The sequence below is a fragment of the Vibrio cionasavignyae genome (assembly GCF_050337155.1).
Taxonomy (GTDB): domain Bacteria; phylum Pseudomonadota; class Gammaproteobacteria; order Enterobacterales; family Vibrionaceae; genus Vibrio; species Vibrio nomapromontoriensis.
In genome coordinates, this window is record NZ_JAKJSR010000015.1 from 112,456 (window position 1) to 134,624 (window position 22,169).

18 protein-coding genes are annotated in these 22,169 nt (G+C 44.6%); 8 read left to right on the forward strand and 10 right to left on the reverse strand.

The features are described 5' to 3' along the window. Positions 1-443: 443 nt before the first annotated feature. Positions 444-1,280 (reverse strand): helix-turn-helix transcriptional regulator, encoded by an 837-nt coding sequence (locus L4D74_RS12055; protein ID WP_428752338.1) that lies wholly within the window; start codon positions 1,278-1,280, stop codon positions 444-446. Positions 1,281-1,746: 466 nt separating this feature from the next. Here L4D74_RS12055 and L4D74_RS12060 point away from each other — a divergent pair, with 466 nt between their 5' ends. The 3 genes from L4D74_RS12060 to L4D74_RS12070 all read left to right on the forward strand — a co-directional run bounded on the left by L4D74_RS12060 (position 1,747) and on the right by L4D74_RS12070 (position 5,390). Beyond that, positions 1,747-3,363: a long-chain fatty acid--CoA ligase gene (locus tag L4D74_RS12060; RefSeq protein ID WP_428752339.1), complete on the forward strand. Its 1,617-nt coding sequence runs from the start codon at positions 1,747-1,749 to the stop codon at positions 3,361-3,363. Between the two features lie 242 nt (positions 3,364-3,605). Then, entirely contained in the window at positions 3,606-4,838 is a 1,233-nt protein-coding gene (locus L4D74_RS12065; protein ID WP_428752340.1) for an MFS transporter, read from the forward strand. Between the two features lie 282 nt (positions 4,839-5,120). Continuing rightward, positions 5,121-5,390 carry a hypothetical protein gene (locus L4D74_RS12070; RefSeq protein WP_428752341.1) on the forward strand — a complete coding sequence of 90 codons (270 nt, stop codon included), beginning with the start codon at positions 5,121-5,123 and terminating at the stop codon, positions 5,388-5,390. 89 nt (positions 5,391-5,479) lie between these two features. Here L4D74_RS12070 and L4D74_RS12075 read toward each other — a convergent pair whose 3' ends face one another. The 3 genes from L4D74_RS12075 to L4D74_RS12085 form a co-directional block, all read right to left on the reverse strand. Next, a complete protein-coding gene (locus tag L4D74_RS12075) occupies positions 5,480-6,004 on the reverse strand; it encodes an NADPH-dependent FMN reductase (RefSeq protein WP_428752342.1) in 525 nt (174 codons plus the stop codon). 145 nt (positions 6,005-6,149) lie between these two features. Next, positions 6,150-6,413, reverse strand: coding sequence for a YfcL family protein (locus L4D74_RS12080; RefSeq protein WP_428752343.1), 264 nt, complete (start codon positions 6,411-6,413; stop codon positions 6,150-6,152). Positions 6,414-6,436: 23 nt separating this feature from the next. Next, entirely contained in the window at positions 6,437-6,967 is a 531-nt protein-coding gene (locus tag L4D74_RS12085) for an elongation factor P hydroxylase (protein ID WP_428752419.1), read from the reverse strand. 211 nt (positions 6,968-7,178) lie between these two features. Between L4D74_RS12085 and L4D74_RS12090 the strand changes: the two genes are divergently transcribed. Further along, positions 7,179-7,802: a trimeric intracellular cation channel family protein gene (locus L4D74_RS12090; RefSeq protein ID WP_428752344.1), complete on the forward strand. Its 624-nt coding sequence runs from the start codon at positions 7,179-7,181 to the stop codon at positions 7,800-7,802. A gap of 170 nt (positions 7,803-7,972) precedes the next feature. On the opposite strand, the gene fusA is transcribed toward L4D74_RS12090, so the two are convergent. The 3 genes from fusA to prmB all read right to left on the reverse strand — a co-directional run bounded on the left by fusA (position 7,973) and on the right by prmB (position 12,474). Next, entirely contained in the window at positions 7,973-9,991 is a 2,019-nt protein-coding gene (fusA, locus tag L4D74_RS12095; protein ID WP_428752345.1) for an elongation factor G, read from the reverse strand. A 285-nt stretch (positions 9,992-10,276) separates the two neighbouring features. Beyond that, positions 10,277-11,362 carry a chorismate synthase gene (gene aroC / locus L4D74_RS12100; RefSeq protein ID WP_428752346.1) on the reverse strand — a complete coding sequence of 362 codons (1,086 nt, stop codon included), beginning with the start codon at positions 11,360-11,362 and terminating at the stop codon, positions 10,277-10,279. A gap of 179 nt (positions 11,363-11,541) precedes the next feature. Then, positions 11,542-12,474, reverse strand: a complete 933-nt coding sequence (prmB, locus tag L4D74_RS12105; protein WP_428752347.1) for a 50S ribosomal protein L3 N(5)-glutamine methyltransferase — start codon at positions 12,472-12,474, stop codon at positions 11,542-11,544. 63 nt (positions 12,475-12,537) lie between these two features. Between prmB and smrB the strand changes: the two genes are divergently transcribed. Further along, on the forward strand, positions 12,538-13,068 hold the full coding sequence (smrB, locus tag L4D74_RS12110) for an endonuclease SmrB (RefSeq protein ID WP_265676138.1): 531 nt from the start codon (positions 12,538-12,540) through the stop codon (positions 13,066-13,068). A gap of 9 nt (positions 13,069-13,077) precedes the next feature. On the opposite strand, the gene sixA is transcribed toward smrB, so the two are convergent. Continuing rightward, positions 13,078-13,542 carry a phosphohistidine phosphatase SixA gene (gene sixA, locus L4D74_RS12115; RefSeq protein ID WP_428752348.1) on the reverse strand — a complete coding sequence of 155 codons (465 nt, stop codon included), beginning with the start codon at positions 13,540-13,542 and terminating at the stop codon, positions 13,078-13,080. A gap of 380 nt (positions 13,543-13,922) precedes the next feature. Between sixA and L4D74_RS12120 the strand changes: the two genes are divergently transcribed. Further along, positions 13,923-16,724, forward strand: coding sequence for an insulinase family protein (locus tag L4D74_RS12120; protein ID WP_428752349.1), 2,802 nt, complete (start codon positions 13,923-13,925; stop codon positions 16,722-16,724). Positions 16,725-16,817: 93 nt separating this feature from the next. On the opposite strand, the gene fadJ is transcribed toward L4D74_RS12120, so the two are convergent. Together fadJ and fadI are read right to left on the reverse strand one after the other, a co-directional pair. Continuing rightward, a complete protein-coding gene (fadJ, locus tag L4D74_RS12125; protein WP_428752350.1) occupies positions 16,818-18,932 on the reverse strand; it encodes a fatty acid oxidation complex subunit alpha FadJ in 2,115 nt (704 codons plus the stop codon). Further along, entirely contained in the window at positions 18,932-20,254 is a 1,323-nt protein-coding gene (gene fadI / locus L4D74_RS12130; RefSeq protein ID WP_428752351.1) for an acetyl-CoA C-acyltransferase FadI, read from the reverse strand. Before fadI ends, fadJ begins: the two co-directional genes overlap by 1 nt. A 643-nt stretch (positions 20,255-20,897) precedes the next feature. On the opposite strand from fadI, the gene L4D74_RS12135 reads away from it, so the two are divergent. After that, positions 20,898-21,404 carry a sigma-70 family RNA polymerase sigma factor gene (locus tag L4D74_RS12135; protein ID WP_265676143.1) on the forward strand — a complete coding sequence of 169 codons (507 nt, stop codon included), beginning with the start codon at positions 20,898-20,900 and terminating at the stop codon, positions 21,402-21,404. Beyond that, positions 21,397-22,116: a DUF3379 domain-containing protein gene (locus tag L4D74_RS12140; protein WP_428752352.1), complete on the forward strand. Its 720-nt coding sequence runs from the start codon at positions 21,397-21,399 to the stop codon at positions 22,114-22,116. The genes L4D74_RS12135 and L4D74_RS12140 overlap by 8 nt, the downstream gene beginning before the upstream one ends. Positions 22,117-22,169 lie beyond the last annotated feature (53 nt).

The following is a 22,169-nucleotide window of genomic DNA, read 5'->3' on the forward strand; positions in this document are numbered from 1 at the left end:
TATGCAGCATTATCAAATGTCAAAAAAAAGCTAAATGTGACGATTATCACAAGGTAATGGGACTTACTTTACGTTCCGTAGCAGTAATTCACAGTTCTGCATGAACAGGAAGTTGCTATCGCCCTATAACACGTGACATAGGACTAAGACCAAACTCGTCTCTCGCAGTTAGAACCTTGAAGATAAAATAAGAGAAGCAAATGACATTGGCGATTATATCCACCAAAGAGAAGATCGTAGTGTCATAGTAATTGACAAAAAAAAACCCAGCCTTTGACTACCAAAAAGACCGGGATAACTGGATTCATATGCACGGCTCAAGTGCAAATTCAGATAAAGAGATTGTTATCCAAAGAAGGCATAGCGCGCTCTTTTTCAACACCTTTAATGTTAAATATATTTAACATTAAAGGTAGTCCCCTTTCAGGTTACACGCCGAATACTCAATGAACGTGCTGCCCACCAAAGTAGACGGTTAAAGGGTCAATGTTGCTGTCAGAAGGCACCGTCGAGGCCGCTTCCAGAAACAAAGAGAATAACTCCGATTGTGAGGATATCTTTAGCTTGTTGTGTATTCGTTTGCGATACACTTTCACTGTCTCGGTGCTAACTTCTAATAATGGAGCAATCGCTTTGGTCGAGTAGCCCTGCAATACAAGCTGGGTCACCTGACATTCTCTCTCACTTAAAAAGTCTTTACCGAAGTTGCTAAATATGTCATTGAGTTGGTGCCCGATCGTACGCTCTTCTACCTTACCAACTTGAAAATGTTTACTGACCGCTGCTTGAATGAGCTCAAAGTAATTCATCAAGCAGCATCGCTCATCACACTCAACTGAGTCTCGATTGCGAAGGCCTAACGACAAGACAACATTAAATTCCTCAGAGCATTTAATTAACAGCCCCACCTCTTTTTTAAGCCCTGTTTGCTTATAGACTTGCTGATAATAGTCACTGGTATAAAACTCATCAGGGGCAATATCTTCCAGTCGATACACACCATCAGCGGTTCCTGCGCGAATGAGCTGGTAAAATGGGTCAAGCACAAGCGTATTAAGCAGCTCTTTATTCTTCACTTCATCAATGAAATAGTCTGAGTCGTTATAAATCATCACGGGAGGTTTACCCTGACTAAACCCCATAACCACCAGGCTTTCGTAATCAATAATATTCGTAACGAGCTGTGATAACTGGGACAGAAACCGTGTCTCTCCAATGGCTTTTATTACACCAGGATACCTATCACAGAACACTTGCCAACCTTCCATAGGTAAGGACATAGACACTCCTTTCGTCATTGCCGCGTTTACATTAAGGATCTATCACGAATAACCATTCACCTCAATTAACGTACTTTCAATCTATTCGCAAAACCCACAACGCCGCTTGTGAACTATTAATTTGTCTGAAGTTAAATCGTAAAGTAAGCGCTAACATCTCACTTTTCGACAATGACTCACTAATTTGACTTTGCCGTTATTGAGTTAAACATGAATACAAGTAGATATTTCAACCATAGTGGCAAATATAATTAACACCCAAAAGTAGCAATGCCCTTTTTTGACTGTATTCATCACACTTTTGCATCATATTCTGTCTTATAAACTGCGCCCCAACCACGCCGTAGCCCCGATTGCTTATACCGACACACTTTACCGTCAAATATTGTACCCAATTTGGGGTACAGACTAAGAGGTGCAACAATGCACATAATATTTAACAAATGGATAACAAGATGGACATAATATGCAGGGACAGATGATCAACAGCCAACTGACTATCACGGAAATAATGCGGCATGCTGAAAGAGTAAACAGCGAAACCGAAGTCGTATCCATAACCCATGATAACCCCAACCATCGCTACACACTAAAAGATGCGTTTAAGCGAGTGAGGCAACTCGCCAACGCTTTACAAGATATGGGCATTAAGCAGGGCGATAGAATTGCGACGCTAGCATGGAATGATTATCGACATCTCGAGCTCTATTACGCCGTATCATGTTCAGGGGCAGTGTTGCATACCGTCAACCCTCGCCTGTTCCCAGAACAAATCGAGTACATCGTTAACCACGCAGAAGATTCCGTCGTTTTCTTTGACCCCATCTTTCTGCCACTCATTGAACAGCTTAAAGAAAAACTACCGACCGTGACTCGGTTCATCGCACTTACCGACTCGCAACACCTGTCAACCAGCAATGTCGAAGCCCTGATTGACTATGAGACGTTAATCCAAGATAAAAGCTCGCAGTTTACATGGCCTGACATCAAAGAAGATCAAGCAAGCTCCCTGTGTTATACCTCAGGAACTACAGGCAATCCAAAAGGCGTATTATATAGTCACCGCTCGACCGTTTTACATTCAATGGGCAGTGCACTTCCCGACGCTTTTGCCCTCTCATTAGACGAAACAGTTATGCCCATCGTGCCCATGTTTCATGTTAATGGATGGGGCCTTGCCTATAGCGCGCCTATGACAGGAACTAAACTTGTTCTCCCTGGACCTAAAATGGCAGACGGTGAAACGCTCACTCGCCTCATTAATGAGGAAGGCGTGACCATGACCGCTGGCGTACCCGTGATTTGGCTAACACTACTAGAACACCTAAAAAATACCGATACTCAAGTGCCTAGCTTAAATCGAATTGTTGTCGGAGGCTCCGCTTGTCCCGAGCTTCTCATTGCGGAGTTTGATGAACTGTTTAATGTCTCTGTTCATCATGCATGGGGAATGACAGAAATGAGCCCTCTTGGCACATTTAATCAACTTACCCCAAGTATCAAAGCACAAGGAAAAGCACAGCAAATGGCCACTAAGCTAAAACAAGGTCGAGTTGTATTTGGTGTGGATATCCGTATTGAAGATTGGGAGGGCAATGAACTTGATTGGACAGGCAATCAATTCGGTTCGGTAAAGGTACGAGGCCCTTGGGTCGCCTCGGGATACTACAAGCAAGGTGAGCAGCTAGACAGTAATGGCTACTTCGATACCGGAGATGTCGCCAGCATAGATAAAAATGGCTATATGATGATCACCGATCGTTCCAAAGACGTGATTAAATCGGGCGGGGAATGGATAAGTTCAATTGAACTAGAAAACATTGCCGTTGGTCATCCTGATGTGAAAGAAGCCGCTGTCATTGGTGTATCAGATCCTAAATGGGGCGAGAGGCCACTGCTTATTGTCGTGACCCATCAAGTTGAGGTTACTCAGCAAGAGCTATTGGACTACTTTGACGGCAAAGTAGCCAAGTTTTGCATACCCGATGCTGTCGTATTCATTAAGTCTCTGCCTCATACCGCAACGGGTAAACTCAGTAAAAAAGACTTAAGAGCACAATTTGCCCATTACGCACTTAACTAATTTTTCGCTCTGTTACATATCGCACAGCAAATACGAAACCGTGCTGGGCGATACGTAATCATGTTGTAAATACTAAAAGAGACCGTTAGGTCTCTCTTAGTATCCACTCCGTACCAAAAAACACCAAATAAACATAGCGTTAACAATTTTGTAACCCAATTGGGTACTACTGTTAATCCTATTAGCAGCCCATTATTAACATAATGATAACAATCCTGATCTAGGATGGATAGGAGAACACTATGTTAAGTCACCTTTTGAGGCCCACTCGAACCATTGATTCTAAAGCGCTCATCATTGCCGCCACAATGCTGGTCATGTTTGCGCCCAATGCGTTTAATTTTTTACCCTTCATGCTCGGTGGTGTCGCTGAAGCAATGTCGCTGAACGATGCTCAAATCGAGAGCATCGCCATGTATGAATTACTTGCAACCGCCCTTTCTTCTTTACTATTTTCGTTGCTTTTAATTCGTAGAACAAACTGGCGCTATGTTGGTTACCTTGCGGCCTTTGCCCTGATTATTGGTAACTACTTAAGTATGACCGCTCCAGATTTTGACAGCTTCATTACCAGCCGACTGATTGCAGGTACCGGTCAAGGTATTGGCTACTCTCTAGGTTTAGTAGGTATGAGTGTCACCAAAAACCCAGGACGAAATTTTGGCTTTATGATTGCGGCGTTAAACGTTTGGCTAATCACGTGGTTCGTCTTAATACCTGAGTTAATGGCAACTTATGGCCTTAATGCGCTCTATCAGTTCTTTATGTTCGCTTCCGCCTTATGCCTAGTAGCATTTTGGTTCTTCCCGAACAATGGGCGAATTGATAAAGACAAAGAGATTACCGACAATAGCTCTGCCAGCATTGATAAGAAGCATTTTGTCGTTCCCATGATTTGGGTTGGCGGCGCATTTCTTGTGTACAGCTTAAGCCTTGGCATTATCTATCCATACATCGAGCTCATTGGCGCGGACATGCAAGCATCAACCGAAGATGTAGGCTTAGTTCTTGCCATCGGATCCGTTTTAGCCGTTGGTGGTGGTATTTTGACCGCTGTAATTGATAAAAAATTCAGCCACACAACCATTATTGTTACCTTGAGTATTATTAATGGTGCTGTTTGTTTTGGTATGGCTAGCACACAAGACACGATTTCATTCCTTGGCTTCTCAACTCTTTACATCATGCTATGGAACATGATGTATGCACGTTACTATACAGCACTCGCAACGACAGATAAGTCAGGTTACTTTAGCTCATACGGTCCAGAAATCGGTACCGTAGGCTTAGCGTTGGGACCAATCTTAGCCCAGGCCCTAACAGTAACAGGCGACTTCCAAGGTCAGGTCGGTGTTGGAGCAGTTTGCATCGTTGTCGCTACGGTAATGGTTGTCATTGGTTTCAACAAATCCAAGGCGGTCAACAAAGGGCTCGATTCCGTAGAGCGTCGTAGCAGTAATCACCAAAAAGCATAACGACAACCTCGTCAGCTTCCACGCACTAAAGCAGCGGCAATAAAAAAGAGAGCCCATAATCGGCTCTCTTTTCTTTATCAACGCCACAGCTGTTTATTTCACTTCCCTTTGCGCCCTCAAGCCTCTCACCACCTCACCACCTCACCACCTCACCTCACCTCACACCCTATGATAAAACCATAGGATCCTTATTCACGGTGAATTTTATTTCTAGAGATAATCCTTATTGGGTTCCTTGTCTGAATCTAAACCGTCACTTTCTCTCAACCGAAACGAGCTACAATGAAAAATAATCTAGCTATCGCCCTCTTGTTCCTCACTGGCTGCAACTCAATCGCGCCAGAACACCAAGGAACATATCAACTGTGTACTTCGTTATCGCAATACGACAACGAAGCAATAGAACAAGAACTCATCAATAGAGGTGTGGATCCGAAAGGGATGGAGTGTGATAAAGCTCGGGTCGAATCGCAAAAAGAAAGAGAGCGAGAAATGAAATTAAATCGGGAACTATGGCTATTAGAGCATAAGCTTCGTCATGAAAGCTATTAGTCGCTTTACTAGCCCTATGCTTGATATTAAAAATACGTTCAGAAAAACGAAAAGAGGCGCATGTCAGCGCCTCCTTCATTAATCACCGGTTATTTTAGCTGATTTACTGCAGTTTTAATCTCGGCAACTATAGATTCATTTCTAATTGAACCTTTTTCGAGATCAAAATTATCGTAGAAACTTGGTACTGATACGCTCGCTTTTACATTACCACCGAAATATGGTGCTGAATTTGTGGCAGCGGCTAATACCGTTGCAGCACCACCAGGTCCCGGCGATGTTGCCAAATACACGGCTGGTTTACCCGCAAAAACTTCACGCTCAATACGCGTTGCCCAATCAAACAAATTTTTATAAGCGGCGGGATAATGACCATTATGCTCTGCATAAGAGATCACCAAAGCATCTGCTTGCGCGATATCATCCAAAAATTGCTTAGCACCTTGTGCCTGACCAATCTCTTTCTCTTTATCTTCACTAAACAAAGGAACGTCGTATTGACTGATGTCTAAAACCTCAACATCCGCACCTTCAATTTGATTAGCTGCGTACGTCGCTAACAATTTGTTAATCGACGTTCCGCTAGTACTTGCACCAAATGCGATAATTTTCATAGGGTTTCCTTCTGCTTTTCGCTTATTCGTTCGGTATGGATATAGATTAATCCATTACCAATAATCAACAAGCAAGAAAATCACACTATGTCATTCGAAATTTTCGAACAAGACTACATCAGCGCAGTACGATATCAGCGCAAGACTAAACCAGTGCTTGCAGCTCACTCCAAAGATCGTTCACTATGATTCGATCTGCAGGGCTTAGCTCCGCCTTCGCCTCATCCAAACTGGCTTGAATTCGCAATTTTAGTAGAGCAACGTCGTTAATCCCCTCTTCTTCGCAAGCTGCGGTAGAAAGAGAAATATGCCCACGTAGGTAACCACCCGCAAACAATTCATCGTCCGACGCGTTCTGAATTCGCTCATCAATAATAGCGATAAGCATGTCTTCGTATTCAATAATCATAAAACTGTTGTCCTGATAGGGGCTCAGCGAACGATAAACTGTTCACTGCTTAATTCTGAAATTTGATAGTGGTCTCTCAGCGCATTAGATAACTGTGCCACTCTGACGGGTAAACCATCTCGTAAGATTTGCTCAACCTCATCTTTTACTTTTTGCATAAAAACCAAGCGATCAGGTTCAAAGTTACCATTTAAATTGTCGCAGCTCACCGTAAACGGAAAGCCAGCACTTGTCGCGAGTATCCACTCATAGGCTTGAGGACGAATCTCAACTTTTTCAAACTCGGCCTGTATTTGTTCAGTACGACCATCCGGTTCATACCAATACCCGAAGTCTTCAAGTAAACGTCGTTTCGCACCAGCCACGCACCAGTGAGCAATTTCATGTAATGCAGAAGCATAGAAACCACGAGCAAAAATGATGCGATGATGGTCAATGTCGTCACTCGCGGGAAGATAAATAGGTTCATCCCCACCTAACTCTAAGCGCGTATTATAAGTGTCAAAAAAAGTCTGATTAAAAATTTGAATAAGATCTTGATACTGATGGTGCATGGTCATTTTATACTGCAAATATTAAGGGGGTATTGTCTCTGGAATTGCCGATGAGGTAAAGCATCTCTGCTGCTTTTGTTCTCTATCCCCGACATTACTTTACCCATTAGTTTTTTTAATCAGAAAAACCACAAAACATCATTAAATTTCATTCGTCAACAGAGCAGATCACAATTACACTAACGCATGATTTTTTTTTGAGATTCGTGTCATGTTGCTAAGTGTTTTATACATTATAGGAATTACGGCCGAAGCGATGACAGGCGCACTCTCTGCTGGTCGTCGTAACATGGATTGGTTCGGAGTTATGCTAGTGGCAAGTGCTACAGCAATTGGTGGTGGTACCGTTCGAGATATTTTACTTGGGCATTACCCGCTAGGTTGGGTTAAGCACCCAGAGTTTTTGGTCATTACTTGTGTCGCGGGTGTGTTAACCACCGGACTGGCAAAGTGGATCATCAAATTTAAAGGCGTCTTTATTCGACTCGATGCGCTGGGCTTAGTGGTCTTCACGATTATTGGTACCAATGTTGGTATCAGTATGGGGCTGCACCCATTTATCTGTATTGTTTCAGGTCTAGTCACTGGGGTATTTGGTGGTTTACTAAGAGATCTCATCTGCAGACAAACGCCGCTGGTACTACATGAAGAGCTGTATGCGTCTATCTCCGTGATTGCTGCTTGTTTGTATTTGGGTTTATTAGAGTATGGTATTGATACGCTTCCAACGACCATCGCGACCATCGTTGTGGGTTACACCCTTCGCATGGCGGCGGTAAGATTCAAATGGCGCTTACCGAACTTTAAACTCGATAGTGAAGAAGCGATCCATTAATTGAGAAGCCCTAGCATTCATGACTAGGGCTTTTTCTTTGCAAGCTTTACTTATTACAAGTGATAAGCGCACGATGTTTATACGCTTTTTCCGCAATAAGTTTTCTTAGCTTTAAGTGTTTCTTAGCTTTAACTATTTCTCAGCCATAATTATTTCGTCACTATCACTAATCACGAATCAGCCTGTGAGCACACCTTCTTTTGTACAGCACTTGGGGCTGGTTCATAGTGACTCAATGTCATGCTAAATCGCCCTTCGCCACCAGTCAGTGCTTTCAAGCGACGCGAGTAGTCCTGAAGCTCATTAATGGGAGACTTAGCTTGTAGCCTTGTCGTAGTATGTCCTCCTTGTTCACTGCCGACGATCAACCCTCGATTCCCAGAAAGATCTCCTGTTACATCTCCTACCGAAGACATCGGGATTTCAAGATCTAAGTCAACAATCGGCTCTAAGACAATCGGCACAGCGGCTCTCACCGCTTCCAAGAATGCTTTTTTTCCGGCAATAACAAAGGCTATTTCTTTTGAATCCACCGAATGGTGCTTACCTTCAAGTACGGTCACTTCAATATCTTTGATCGGATTACCAGAAATTGCGCCTTCCTCTAATGCTTGGCGAACGCCTTTTTCAACAGCAGGGATTAACGATGTCGGTATTGAGCCACCCACCACTTTATTAACAAATGAGAACCCTGTACCACGTTCGAGTGGTCTCACCGATAAGTGCACTTCACCAAACTGCCCCGCTCCGCCACTTTGCTTCTTATGCCGATATTGCGCCTGCGCCTCACGGGTAATGGTTTCAAAATACTCGACACTTGGTTGATGCGTATCGACTTTTAGTTTGTAAACTGTCGCCATTTTCTCAAGGGCAATCGTCAAATGAAACTCACCTTGACCACTGAGTACTGTTTCATTGGTCGCAGCTCGGTGTTCTAACTTCAAAGATGGGTCTTCTGCCAAAATTTTGGTGAGTACGTCCGACAACTTTTGTTCATCACCACGTTTTTGCGGGGTCAACGCCAAGCTATACATTGATTCTGGAAATTGTAGCGTTTTAAATGTGATGCCATCTTCGTCATGAGAGTCATGGATGAGTGAATCAAAAGCCAGCTCGTCCACTTTCACCAACACACAAAGATCTCCGGCCTTACAGGAAGCGATCTCATGACGTTTTTTACCTTGTAAATTATAAAGGTGCCCAACTTTAAACGCTTTGCTACTCTCCCCGACATACAACTGACTGCCCGTGGTTATTTCACCTTGGAATACCCGAACGTAGGCGATTTTCCCCAAGTAAGGGTCAACACTTACCTTATAGACATGCGCAACGGTATGATCACGTTGATCGCAATTTATCGCGACCTGCTTGCCTTGTTTTTCAAGTAATGGCGGATTACCTTCATCAGGCATTGGCATAATTTCCGCTAGAGTCCTTAGCAATAAATCACAGCCAGCCCCCGTGTCGGATGACACAAAACAAACCGGAATCACGTGCCCGGTTCGCAGTGCTTCTTCAAATGCATCATGTAATTGTTCAGCGCTTAGTTCAGATCCTTGCTCAAGGTAAAGCTCCATCAATGACTCATCGACTTCAACCACCTGATCCACTAAAAGTTCATGGGATTCATCGACACTACTAAACAAGGTTTTCTGCTCAATATTGGCGGCAAAGTAGCAATCAATGACTTCGGCAGGCTTTTGTGAAGGAAGGTTTATCGGCAAGCATTGAGCGCCAAAGCGTTGCTCTATTTCTTCGAGAAATGGCAACAAACGCTCTGGATGAGCGTCGATCTTATTGATAACTATCATTTGGCATTTCTTTTGCGCCTTGGCAAAAGCAAACAACTGCTCTGATACCTGATTAATAGAAGTACTGGCATCGAGCACCAATGCGGTCGCTTCTACTGCTGGAAAAACACTCAGTGTGCGTCCCAAGAGCTCGACTTGCCCCGGAGTATCGATAAGGTTGATGTGGTGACCATCCCAGTTTAATGAGATAGGAGTGGCTTCAACACTATGCTGATAGTGAATTGACTGATCGTCAAAATCGGTGATGGTATCACCGTCCTCAACATGGCCAAGGTGATTGCTAGAGTGTGACTCAAAAAGTAAGCGTTCAATTAAGCTGGTTTTACCCGTTCCTGTTTGTCCAACAACGGCGATATTTCTGACTTCGTATTTTGACATTAGTGACTCCTTAAATGATTGAAAGCGTGGTCAAGCTCCGAGTCGGCGGTTTCCCGCCTGCTCGTCTTCCAAGTCATTTTTTGGATTCCTCTATTCAAAAAGTACCTCCTTGTCACCGGAGTAAACAGTGTGAACCTATAGCCTTACTTTTTATGTGACTAATTTCATGTCGACAGACATTGAGCCATTTTATTCACCGTTTCGTGATTAGGCACAAAAAAACGCCCTTAGATCATCTCCAAGGGCGTTCTGTACACAATTAAGCGAATTTAAATTGAGATAACGTTAAATAATCGGCGTTTCCGTCGTCACTCCGTGGTTTTGTCCACGATGGCGCAATAGGTGATCCATTAACACAATAGCCAACATTGCTTCGGCGATAGGCACCGCTCGGATACCCACACACGGATCATGGCGGCCTTTGGTAATCAACTGCGTCGCTTCGCCACTACGAGTAATCGTGTCGCCCGGCACAGTAATGCTCGACGTCGGTTTCAAGGCAATACTAGCAACAATATCTTGACCCGTTGAAATACCACCTAAAATACCACCAGCATGATTACTGCTAAAGCCTTGCGGCGTGAGTGGGTCACGGTGTTCACTGCCTTTTTGGCCGACAACATCAAAACCATCGCCAATCTCAACGCCTTTCACCGCATTAATACTCATGAGAGCGTGAGCAATATCGGCATCTAATCGGTCAAAGATAGGTTCGCCTAAGCCAACAGGAATGTTAGTTGCCACCACCTGCAGTTTGGCACCAATTGAATCACCTTGCTTTAACAGCGCACGGATCAGTTGGTCAAAATCATCCACCTTATCGGCGTCTGGACAAAAGAACGCATTGTTTTCAATTTCGTCCCAGTCCACTTTATCAATGCTGATGTCGCCCATTTGTGACAAATACGCACGTACTTCAACACCAAATTCTTTCTTTAGATATTGCTTGGCAATCGCGCCTGCGGCAACACGCATCGCGGTTTCACGTGCAGAAGAACGACCGCCACCACGATAATCACGTACGCCGTATTTCTGATGGTAAGTATAATCGGCGTGACCTGGACGAAATTTATCTTTAATTTCTGAGTAATCTTTAGAGCGTTGGTCGGTATTTTCAATCAGTAATCCAATTGAAGTCCCTGTAGTTTGGCCTTCAAACACACCAGACAGAATCTTAACTTCATCCGCTTCACGTCGTTGAGTTGTATAACGTGATGTGCCTGGACGACGGCGATCTAAGTCAACCTGAAGGTCAGCTTCTGAAATTTCCAACCCTGGAGGGCATCCATCAACGATACAACCTAGCGCGATACCATGGCTCTCTCCGAATGTTGTCACTCGAAAGTGTTGTCCGATACTATTTCCTGCCATTACTTCCTCTGTTTTCTAGAACAAGCCCGCCTCAATACAATAGCTTGTTCTTCTGCCTGTCTGTTCTTCGTGATTTCATAGTGACGACAAAGCCAGACGTTGTAAACCCCCAAACAAAAAAACGCCGCAATATTCATCGCGGCGTTTTCTAATAAGGCTTGGTTACCATTCAGACTCGTTTAGTCTTTGTAAATAGCAAACTCATCAGCACAAGCAACTAATTGCTCACGAGTTATCATGAACACGCCATGACCACCGTTGGCAAACTCAATCCACGTAAATGGAATCTCAGGATACTGCTCCATCATGTGAACCATTGAGTTGCCTACTTCACAAACTAGAATGCCGTTATCTGTCAGATAATCTGGCGCATTGCATAAGATACGTCGCACAAGTTTTAGACCATCACTACCTGCTGCGAGACCTAACTCCGGTTCATGTGTGAATTCTTCAGGTAAGGAGTTCATGTCTTCTTCGTCCACGTAAGGTGGATTGGTGACGATGAGGTTGTACTTATCTTTAGGCAAATCACGGAATAAATCCGAACGAATAGGGAAGACTTGCTGCTCAAGACCGTGGTCTTGAACGTTCTGCTCTGCCACTTCAAGCGCGTCGGATGAAATATCAATCGCGTCCACTTCAGCATTTGGGAACGCATGCGCACAAGCGATAGCAATACAGCCACTGCCCGTACACATATCCATAATACGCGTTGGTTCTTCAGCTAACCAAGGTTGGAACTGAGATTCAATGAGTTCACCAATAGGAGAGCGAGGCACAAGGACGCGCTCATCAACAAAAAACTCCAGTCCACAGAACCACGCTTTATTGGTTAAGTAGGCGGTAGGTGTTCTGTCGTTAATACGGCGGATCACTCGTTCAACAACTCGTAAGCGTTCACTGCTCGTAAGGCGTGAATTCAAGACGTGCGGTGGTACATCAATCGGCAAATAAAGCGTAGGTAAGATAAGCTGAACGGCTTCATCCCAAGCATTGTCTGTACCGTGTCCGTAAAAAAGACCCGCGGCATTAAAACGGCTAACGGTCCAGCGTATCAAGTCTTGAAGTGAGTGAAGCTCAGAAACTGCTTCTTCCACAAAAATCTTATCCAAAATTGCCTCCAAAAAGCGCTACAATACTACCCAACAACGAAGTTCAATGAGTGTTTCTAAAAAATGAGCCAAAAAGACACCGACGCGGATGACGATTTCGCCCTTTTTAGGGGTGAAGTACAGGGCGTAAAAAAGTTGCAACAGGATACCATAGTCCAGCAACCAAACCGAAATAAGAAACAGAAAGAAGCGAAAAGAACGATTAGAGAAGCTTCTGATGCTGAATTTTACTTCTCTGACGAGTTTGTTCCCCACCTAAGTGAAGAGGGACCAACACGTTACGCTCGAGATGATGTTTCAACATATGAAGTGAAGCGACTGCGCCGCGGAGTTTACGTACCCGATGTATTTCTAGATATGCATGGTATGACACAGCAAGAAGCCAAGCGTGAACTCGGTGCCATGATTGCGCATTGCGTAAAAGAAAGCATACATTGTGCCTGTGTCATGCATGGTATTGGCAAGCATATACTCAAGAAAAAAGCGCCACTTTGGCTTGCACAGCACCCTGATGTTATGGCATTTCACCAAGCGCCACTTGAATTTGGTGGCGATGGTGCTTTACTCGTGCTGCTATCTATTCCGGAAAAGTAAGCGCTTCGATTAAGGGTGAAGGTGCCACAGCAATTCGCCCTGTCTTCTTTCTACATCATACTCGACACACACCAAACCTGATGTGGGAAACATAGGTGCATTCATGTCACCCACTAACTCAGCCGTTAAGTACCCCACTAAAGGCAAGTGTGACACCAGCAAAATCGACTCCAGGGATTCAACATTGCTCATCGCACCAATATACTCCGCCACATCTTCAGCTTGACCATAAGGCGTTATGTCATCACACACCGTCACTTTTTTTCCAGTAAAGACTTCACTGATCATATTCCAAGTCTGCTGAGCCCTTAGGTAAGGACTCACCAGCACATGGTCAAAAGATGAAAAACCTTGCTGCTTACATGCTCGTGCAACAGAAAGAGAACACAGTTCGCCATGAGACGTTAAGGCTCTCTCTTCATCGGTAGCAGCATAATGAACCGCTTCTCCGTGACGCATTATAAAAACTTTCATACGTTTACCTGTTCAAATCAGTAAGCCCCTGTTGCTATTCAGGACTCTACAAGACGGTTACTCTACAATAAAAAAATTAATTATATCAATTGACTTGCTAAAGGCGTCGACTTTCTTAACAATTTAATAAGTAAAATAAAAAATATTTGTAACTTTATTTTTGCGTGTCTCAAATTAGACGTCATAATTATTTTACTTACTCATTATATTACCAGCTCAGCAATTAACCTAGTAAGTAGCAATAATGAGACGGGTCATAACTTCGTTACTAAAACGTAAAAAACCACGAAATTCAGGCTATTATGACCAATGAGACAACGCTTTCGTTGCTAGCGCTTGGTAAGGTCGTCCAAGCGAACGCTTATATCTGGAGAAGATAAGTGCACCTAAGTCCAAACGATAACCGATCCTATCGCATCCTCACCTTGGATAATGCGATGCAAGTTCTGCTTATTGAAGATCAGCAGGCTCAAAAGTCGGCGGTAGCGCTTGCCGTTAATGTCGGTCATTTCGATGACCCTAGTGATCGCGAGGGTCTCGCCCATTACTTAGAGCATATGCTATTTCTAGGAACGGAAAGATACCCTAAAGTTGGCGAGTTTCAGTCCTTTGTTAATCAGCATGGCGGCACTAACAATGCATGGACGGGCACTGAACACTCCTGTTTTTTCTTCGATATCTACCCCAACGCCTTTGAGCGCGGGCTTGACCGCTTTAGTCAATTTTTTTCTGCGCCACTTTTCAATGAGGAAGCGCTAGATAAAGAACGGCAAGCCGTTGATTCTGAATATAAAATGAAATTGCACGATGATGGACGCCGCCTATATCAGGTCCAAAAGGAAACCATTAATCCTGCGCATCCATTTGCTAAGTTTTCCGTTGGTAATCTCGACACTCTGAATGACCGAAACGGACAGTCAATCCGCGACGAAATCTTGCACTTCCACCAGCAGCAATACTCCGCCGACCTTATGACACTTGCGCTGATTGGCCCTCACCCACTGGATGAATTGCAGCAATGGGTCGAAAGTAAATTCAATACGGTCAAAAACCAACACCGTCAGGATAAGCGAGTAGATGTCCCGTTTATGACGGCTGAAGAAACTCAAAAGATCGTTCGTGTTGAACCGATAAAAGAAATCCGCCGACTCATATTGGCATTCCCAATGCCAGCGACCAACCAATATTATCACAACAAACCCCTCTCCTATTTTGCCAACTTGCTTGGCCATGAAGGAGAAGGCAGCTTAATGTTATATCTAAAAAACAAAGGCTGGATCACGTCACTATCTGCTGGCGGGGGCGCCTCTGGTAGTAACTTTAGAGAGTTTTCTGTCAGCATGACCTTAACGCCGCAAGGCCTTGAGCATTCCGATGACATCATCACGTCCGTCTTCCGGTTTATTGCGCTGATTAAAACACAAGGTATGCAGGAGTGGCGTCACCTTGAAAAGCGCGCAGTGATGGAATCTGCGTTTCAGTTTCAAGAGCCCGCGAGACCATTAGATCTTGTCAGCCACCTTGTCATGAACATGCAAAATTATCAGGTCGATGACATCATGTATGGTGACTACAAGATGGCAGATTATGATGAGTCCCTTATTCGTGAGTGCGGCGACTATCTCACCGCCAGTAACCTCAAAGTCACCATCGTCGCAAAAGGGCAAACCTTTGATAAATCGGCAAAGTGGTATTTTACTCCTTACTCGGTGGCACCTTTTACCGACCAGCAACAAGCCATGTTTGTCGACGCTGAGCGTTCAACACAAGCCGAAGATTTATCCAACCTGCCGTTTTCTTTACCAAAGAAAAACCCTTTTATTATTTATGATCTAACCAGTTACCCAGCGGAATCTAATCACGAATTTCCGGTGTTACTGGAAGATTTAGATGGCTTTAGGTTATGGCACCTACAAGACCATGAGTTCAACGTACCAAAGGGCGTAGTATTTATTGCCATAGATAGCCCGCATTCTGTCAGTACGCCTAGAAACATCGTTAAGACTCGCTTATGTGTGGAGATGTTCTTAGATTCGTTGTCTGAAGAAACCTATGAAGCGGAAGTCGCTGGTTTGAATTACGATATGTACGCACACCAAGGAGGCGTCACATTATCCATTTCTGGTTTTAGTAAGAAACAACCACAATTACTGAATATGATTTTGCAACGCTTTGCCAGCCGAGAGTTTAACCAAAGCCGCTATGAAAGCATTAAAGCTCAGTTGTTGCGTAGTTGGAATAACGCCTCAAAAGATCGTCCAATATCACAACTATTCAATCAAATGAGTGGCATTCTGCAACCCAATAACCCACCCTACCCAGTGTTAATAGAAGCACTAGAAACCATTGATGTCGATGAGCTTCCAGCGTTCGTGCAGTCTATTTTGTCAGAGCTTCACATCGATATGTTTGTTTACGGCGATTGGCAACGACAAGGCGCGATTGATATCGCCACGACACTCAAAGATGCGCTTCGTCTTGCCAACCAAAAATACGAAGAAAGTCTGCGTCCGTTAGTCATGCTTGGTAAAAATGGTAGCTTCCAACGTGAAATGTTCTGTGACCAAGAAGACTCTGCGATTGTGGTCTATCACCAATGTGATGATATTTCCCCTCGCAGTATCGCCTTGTACACGCTCGCGAATCACTTGATGTCTGCGACGTTTTTCCACGAGATCAGAACCAAGCAGCAGCTTGGTTATATGGTGGGTACTGGTAACATGCCACTCAATCGTCATCCGGGTATTGTGTTGTATGTGCAATCACCGAAAGCCGCGCCAAGCGAGCTTATTCGCTCTATTGATGAGTTTCTAAATGCCTTTTACATGGTGTTATTCGAACTCGATGACTATCAATGGCATAGCAGTAAGAAAGGGCTTTGGAACCAAATTTCCACCCCAGATACAACGCTTCGCGGGCGAGCTCAACGCCTTTGGGTTGCCATAGGCAATAAAGATACCGAATTTAATCAACGAGAAAAGGTGTTGGAGGAGTTAAAGACGCTTACCCGTGCAGACATGATTCGCTTTGTGGTCAATGAACTAAAACCTAGAACAGCAAACCGTTTGATTATGCATAGCTTAGGCAAAGCTCATAGCGACGCACCACGCCTTAACATTGGATTAGAAATTGGTTCTATTGACGAATTCCAGCTCAGACCAAAAGATACCGATTTAGGATAACTGCCAAGCACTAAGATAACGAGCTACACGTTAAAAATAACAAAGCCATCATTATTGATGGCTTTGTTTGCTTAGTGGCAACAAAAGATGCTCTTAATAGAAGGTTTCATCCAAACCCGCACGAGTTAACAACCCATCGCAAGGCGCAAAACGATCGCCATGTTTCTGGGCATGTTCGTTCATCATCTCAACCACTTTGGTGATACCCAACGCGTCCAAATAACGGAACGGGCCACCGAGGAAAGGTGGGAAACCGATACCGAAAATCGCACCAATATCACCATCTCTCGGGCTTTCAATAATGCCTTCATCCAAGCAACGTACCGCTTCATTAAGCATGGGTAGCACGCAACGCATGGCAATTTCGTTCTCTGACAATTTCGTCTCTGGTTTCAATCCTAGGACGCGATAGACCGACGTGTCTACTGACTTTTTCTTGCCCTTGTAACTATAAAAGCCTTTACCTGATTTTCTGCCTTTACGACCATCGTTTAAGAGTTTGTCAAACACATCCGGACCTTGGAATCTCTGACCCAGTTCAGCCACTAAGATAGGCATGATCTTAGCGCCAATATCAACACCCACCTCATCCAGTAACGTAATAGGACCAACGGGGAAACCAAAGTTAAGCAAGGCTTTATCTAAAGCTTCAATCGGTTCGTTCGCAAGCAAGACATTAGCTGACTCATTCATATAAGGCGCCAAGATACGGTTCACATAGAACCCAGCTTGATCTTTTACCACGATTGGTGTTTTACCTTGTTTCTTAGCGAAACTCACAGCAGTGGCAACCGCCTCGTCAGACGTGGTTTCATGAGGGATCACTTCAACCAGTGGCATTTTGTCTGCGGGACTAAAATAATGTAAACCCACCACATTTTCTGGCCTAGCCGCTTGCTCTGCGATTTGTCGGATAGGTAACGAAGAGGTATTAGTAGCGAAAATAGTATCTGGTCGCGCATACGTTTCGACATCTTTGACCATCTGCTGTTTCAGCGCTAAATCTTCAAATACCGCTTCAACCACAATGTCGGCGTTATCAAAACCAGTGAAGTCTGTTCCACCTGCCATTTGTAGCATTTGCGACTGCAATTCTGCTTTGGAGATGATGCGGCGCTTACGTTTTTTCTCCAATAACTTGTAGTTGTAATTGAGGGCATTCAGTATCCCTTCGTTTGCTACGTCCTTGATACGTACAGAAGCTTTTGCTTTGCTAACCGAAACATGGGTAATGCCCGCGCCCATCAAGCCACCGCCAAGTACCACGGCACGCTTCACCGTTTTCGGTGTCGCATCACGACCCAGCTCCTTCTTCATTTCTGTGGTGGCAAAGAAAATGGATCGCAATGCGTTAGATTCAGAAGTCATGACGAGCTCACCAAAGCGTTTCGCTTCGTACTCTAGCCCTTTCTCCATACCGTTTTCTAAGCCAAATTTAATCACATCTAAAATGGCATCCGCTGCAGGATAATTACCACGTGTTTTAGCATGCGTTTTCTTCGCGGCTTGATCAAAAATAACCTTGCGGCCGAGTCCCGTACCCGCCATCACCACTTCTTTGTTCGACAACTTTTTAGCTTTACGCTTTTTGCCTTTCTCTAATAACTGTTTCGCCACATCCAATAGAATAGTTTCAGGGACCATGGCATCGACCACGCCCAGCTTTTTGGCTTTTTTGGCTCGTAGCTGCTTGCCAGTAAGGATAAGGTCTAGCGAAGGCAGCAATCCTATTAACCGTGGTAGGCGCTGCGTACCACCAGAACCTGGCAATAGCCCTAACTGCACTTCAGGTAAGCCAAGCTTGGTAATTGGGGCATCCGTACACACGCGATAATCACAGGCTAATGCCAGCTCCAACCCACCGCCCAAACAAGGACCATGAATCGCAGCAACCACAGGAAATGGCATCGCCGATAATTGACCAAACATCACTTGCCCTTTGGTTGCCAAGCTTTGCGCTTCATCGGCTGAAGTGCAAGCGGCGAGCATGCGAACATCCGCTCCGGCAACAAAATTATCCGGTTTTAACGAGTGCAGAATGAGCCCTTTTAGCGTGGACTTTTTCTCTTCTAATTGCACAAACACGTCGGCCATTTCATCCGCAAACGCGGCTTGTAGCGTATTCATTTTTTCGTTGGGAACATCAATGCTCAGCCAGGCTACATTTTGTTCATCTATCGTTAGTTGAAATGCTTTTTGATCACTCATTATTCCACCTCCAAAATCATCGCTGCACCAAGACCACCCGCCGCACATGCCGTATTCAACGCCAGTCCGCCGCCTCTTCGCTGTAGCTCATTTAAGGTCTGAGTAATCATTCTTGCCCCCGTAGCCGCAAACGGGTGCCCATAGGCGATGGAACCACCTAATACGTTAAACTTATCCATATCAATTTCACCAATCGCTTGGCCACGGCCGAGTTTTTCCTTAGCAAACTTCTCACTAGCAAACATCTTCACGTTTGATAAGGCTTGCGCGGCAAACGCCTCATGCATATCTATCAATGTTAGGTCAGACAGTGAGATACCCGCCCGATCTAACGCCTTCGGCGTGGCATAAGAAGGGCCCATTAGCATGTCTTTTTGCACCCCTATCGCCGAGAACGCGTAAGAGCGAATGTAGCCTTTAATTTCTAGGCCGAGTTCTTTTGCACGCCCTTCACGCATCATCATGATAGCGGCAGCACCATCGGTTAACGGAGTACTGTTTGCCGCCGTCACGGTGCCATATTGTCGGTCAAAAGCGGGACGTAGCTTCGCATAACCCTCAAGTGTGGAGTCATGGCGAATGTTATTGTCTTCATCTAAATATTTTTTATACGGTTCTGGAAAAGCCGTCATCACTTCGTCACGTACTTTGCCATCTTTCCATGCTTGAGACGCGAGAGAGTGCGAGCGATGAGCCAGTTCATCTTGCTCTAGACGGGAAATACCATGAGATTTAGCCATTTGTTCAGCCGTTTGCCCCATCGAGATCCCGGTGGAATACTCCGCGACCGCCGGCGGGACTGGCATTAAGTCCTTAAACGACAATTTCTTGAGAATGCTGAGCTTTTGCCCCACCGTCTTGGTTTTGCTAAGGGCAAGTAAGTTGGCCGCAAGGGTTTTCGACACCCCAATAGGCAAAACGGAAGACGAATCCGCCCCTCCTGCAATACCCACGTCAATGGTGCCGGACATAATGCTTTCACAAACATTGGCGGCGGCCTGAAAGCTGGTCGCACAGGCCCGAGTTACACTATAAGCGTCTGTGTGGATATCCATTCCAGTACCTAACACGATCTCACGAGCGATATTCGGCGCTTCTGGCATCTGCACTACTTGACCAAACACCACTTGCTGCACCAATTTTGGATCGATATCCGTTCTAGCCATCATTTCAGCCACCACCATCTTGCCGAGATCGACAGCAGGCACCTGACCAAATTCTGTGCTTTGTTTTGCGAAGGGAGTACGAAGCCCTGCAACAATCGCGATTCTTTCGCCATTGCGAGTCGTAAGGTCGAGCTTCCTCACATCCTGATTGCTCATAGTTTATCCTTTCAATAAGAGGTCTGACCACACCATTGTAACGAAGATGTTAAAGATTTAAAACATTCGTTTGATAAAACTTCGAGTCTTTATTGTATTCCGTGATATGGTCGACCAAAATTGAATATGAGAATTCAAACACTTGAGCGAGAATAGCGGCACGTATTAGCTAAGACGTTTTAACGATACGAAGTGATAACAACAAGAAGAAATCGGAACAAAATGAGATGTGCTAGCGAAAGCATCGGATAAAGCAGAAGGCAAGCTCAAGCTTAAATTCGCGCGTCAGCACGCGCTTAAATAACAGGCAAAAAAAAACCACACAATACGTTGTGTGGTCGGAATGTATAAAGCAATTAACTTACGCCAATTGAAAATAATCAGTTTCCTGATTAGGAGAAAGTAAAGTCAGCCTTCAAAAGGAAGTGTCATCTTGCTCAACATGTCGGTTTCGAAAAACCAACGAGATGACAAGAGGTAATATAACCGCTTCCCCAAGTGAAAAATTGAAATAGATCAATTTTGAGTGACTTTACGCGCTTTATGTAACAAAAACTCCAATCACAGAGCAAAAACGGGGGCTCCTGTGTCAGTGATAAAAAAAATTCGAAATAAATTTTCGAATAGTCCGGTCAACTTAGATATGGACAAACAAAGAAAATACGAAGCACTTGTACGTGCCTATCATCGTGATCTGTTCCGCTATGCTTATTGGCTTTGTAAAGACAAAAGCATTGCTGAAGACTTAGTGCAAGAAACCTGTCTTCGAGCTTGGAAATCACTAGATAGTCTTCAGGACGAAAAAGCCGCTAAATCATGGCTTATCACCATACTACGAAGAGAAAATGCCAGACGCTTTGAACGCAAGCAGTTTGACCTCGTTGATATTGATGATTTCGGCAATGAAGCAAAAGTCTCGGATGATCCTCACCATCAGCAAGAATGGCTTCAAGCCCAGATTATGAAACTCGATGTTGAATACCGAGAACCACTCTTTCTGCAAGTCGTTGGCGGCTTTAGCGGCGAAGAGATTGGCGATATACTCGACTTAAACAAAAATACCGTCATGACCCGACTGTTTAGAGCCCGCAATCAGCTCAAAGATATGATGGAGTCTAGCGCATCACCAAGGGGGCAACAAAATGGATGAATTAGAATTCCGTCGTCGCATTATGTCCGAACCGAAGGCAAGAGATCCTGAGTTATTAAAAGCGATGCAGGACAATGACGCCAATGCCAAATTTATGGACGACCTCCTCTCACTTGATGCGCGTGTTGAACAGGCGATGAAAGTTGACGTACCTGATGACCTAGCAGACAAGATATTGTTCAGTCAGTCCAGCAGCAACGTTGTGAAGGTGAACTTTGGTAAGCGAGCGCTATCTCTGGCGGCATCTATTGCTTTTGCCTTTGGGTTATTGGTGGGTCAAGTTAATTGGGGAAGCGTCGCGGTGTCCACAGCGCACGCGTCACTCTCTGACACCGCAGTCCAGCACGTACATGATGAAATGGGCTTTATCGACCCTTTGGATGAAAAAGTATCAGAAGCACAGATCAATGCCAAACTGTTACCGTTTGCCTATCAAATTGGTCAACAGTTTCCTTACCATGTCTATTACTTAAACCACTGTGGTTTTGGTGATGCCAACGCGATGCACATGGTGTTTCAGGGCGAAAAAGGCAAAGTGACACTTTTCGTTACCAAAATTCCAAGTGAACAAGCGAAGCTTTTCCAAAAAGATGGCATGTCTGGGCTTGTTGAGCCACTCGGTGATGCCAGCTTCATTTTGGTCGGCGAAAAAGGCGAAGACTTCTCTAAAATCGGCGAAAACCTGAAAGATATACTTGACCCTGCGGCATAATTCAAAGAATCAGCCTCAGGCACCATAAAAAAGCCTTATTTCATAATAAGGCT

Bases quoted from the DNA above. Each gene is read 5' to 3' on its own strand.
- L4D74_RS12090 (WP_428752344.1), top strand. From the start codon at position 7,179: ATGTTGCTAAGTGTTTTATACATTATAGGAATTACGGCCGAAGCGATG.
- aroC (WP_428752346.1), bottom strand. From the start codon at position 11,362: ATGGCAGGAAATAGTATCGGACAACACTTTCGAGTGACAACATTCGGA.
- L4D74_RS12065 (WP_428752340.1), top strand. From the start codon at position 3,606: ATGTTAAGTCACCTTTTGAGGCCCACTCGAACCATTGATTCTAAAGCG.
- smrB (WP_265676138.1), top strand. From the start codon at position 12,538: ATGAGCCAAAAAGACACCGACGCGGATGACGATTTCGCCCTTTTTAGG.
- sixA (WP_428752348.1), bottom strand. From the start codon at position 13,542: ATGAAAGTTTTTATAATGCGTCACGGAGAAGCGGTTCATTATGCTGCT.
- fadI (WP_428752351.1), bottom strand. From the start codon at position 20,254: ATGAGCAATCAGGATGTGAGGAAGCTCGACCTTACGACTCGCAATGGC.
- L4D74_RS12055 (WP_428752338.1), bottom strand. From the start codon at position 1,280: ATGTCCTTACCTATGGAAGGTTGGCAAGTGTTCTGTGATAGGTATCCT.
- fadJ (WP_428752350.1), bottom strand. From the start codon at position 18,932: ATGAGTGATCAAAAAGCATTTCAACTAACGATAGATGAACAAAATGTA.
- L4D74_RS12085 (WP_428752419.1), bottom strand. From the start codon at position 6,967: ATGCACCATCAGTATCAAGATCTTATTCAAATTTTTAATCAGACTTTT.
- L4D74_RS12140 (WP_428752352.1), top strand. From the start codon at position 21,397: ATGGATGAATTAGAATTCCGTCGTCGCATTATGTCCGAACCGAAGGCA.
- L4D74_RS12080 (WP_428752343.1), bottom strand. From the start codon at position 6,413: ATGATTATTGAATACGAAGACATGCTTATCGCTATTATTGATGAGCGA.
- L4D74_RS12075 (WP_428752342.1), bottom strand. From the start codon at position 6,004: ATGAAAATTATCGCATTTGGTGCAAGTACTAGCGGAACGTCGATTAAC.
- L4D74_RS12070 (WP_428752341.1), top strand. From the start codon at position 5,121: ATGAAAAATAATCTAGCTATCGCCCTCTTGTTCCTCACTGGCTGCAAC.
- fusA (WP_428752345.1), bottom strand. From the start codon at position 9,991: ATGTCAAAATACGAAGTCAGAAATATCGCCGTTGTTGGACAAACAGGA.
- L4D74_RS12135 (WP_265676143.1), top strand. From the start codon at position 20,898: ATGGACAAACAAAGAAAATACGAAGCACTTGTACGTGCCTATCATCGT.
- L4D74_RS12060 (WP_428752339.1), top strand. From the start codon at position 1,747: ATGCAGGGACAGATGATCAACAGCCAACTGACTATCACGGAAATAATG.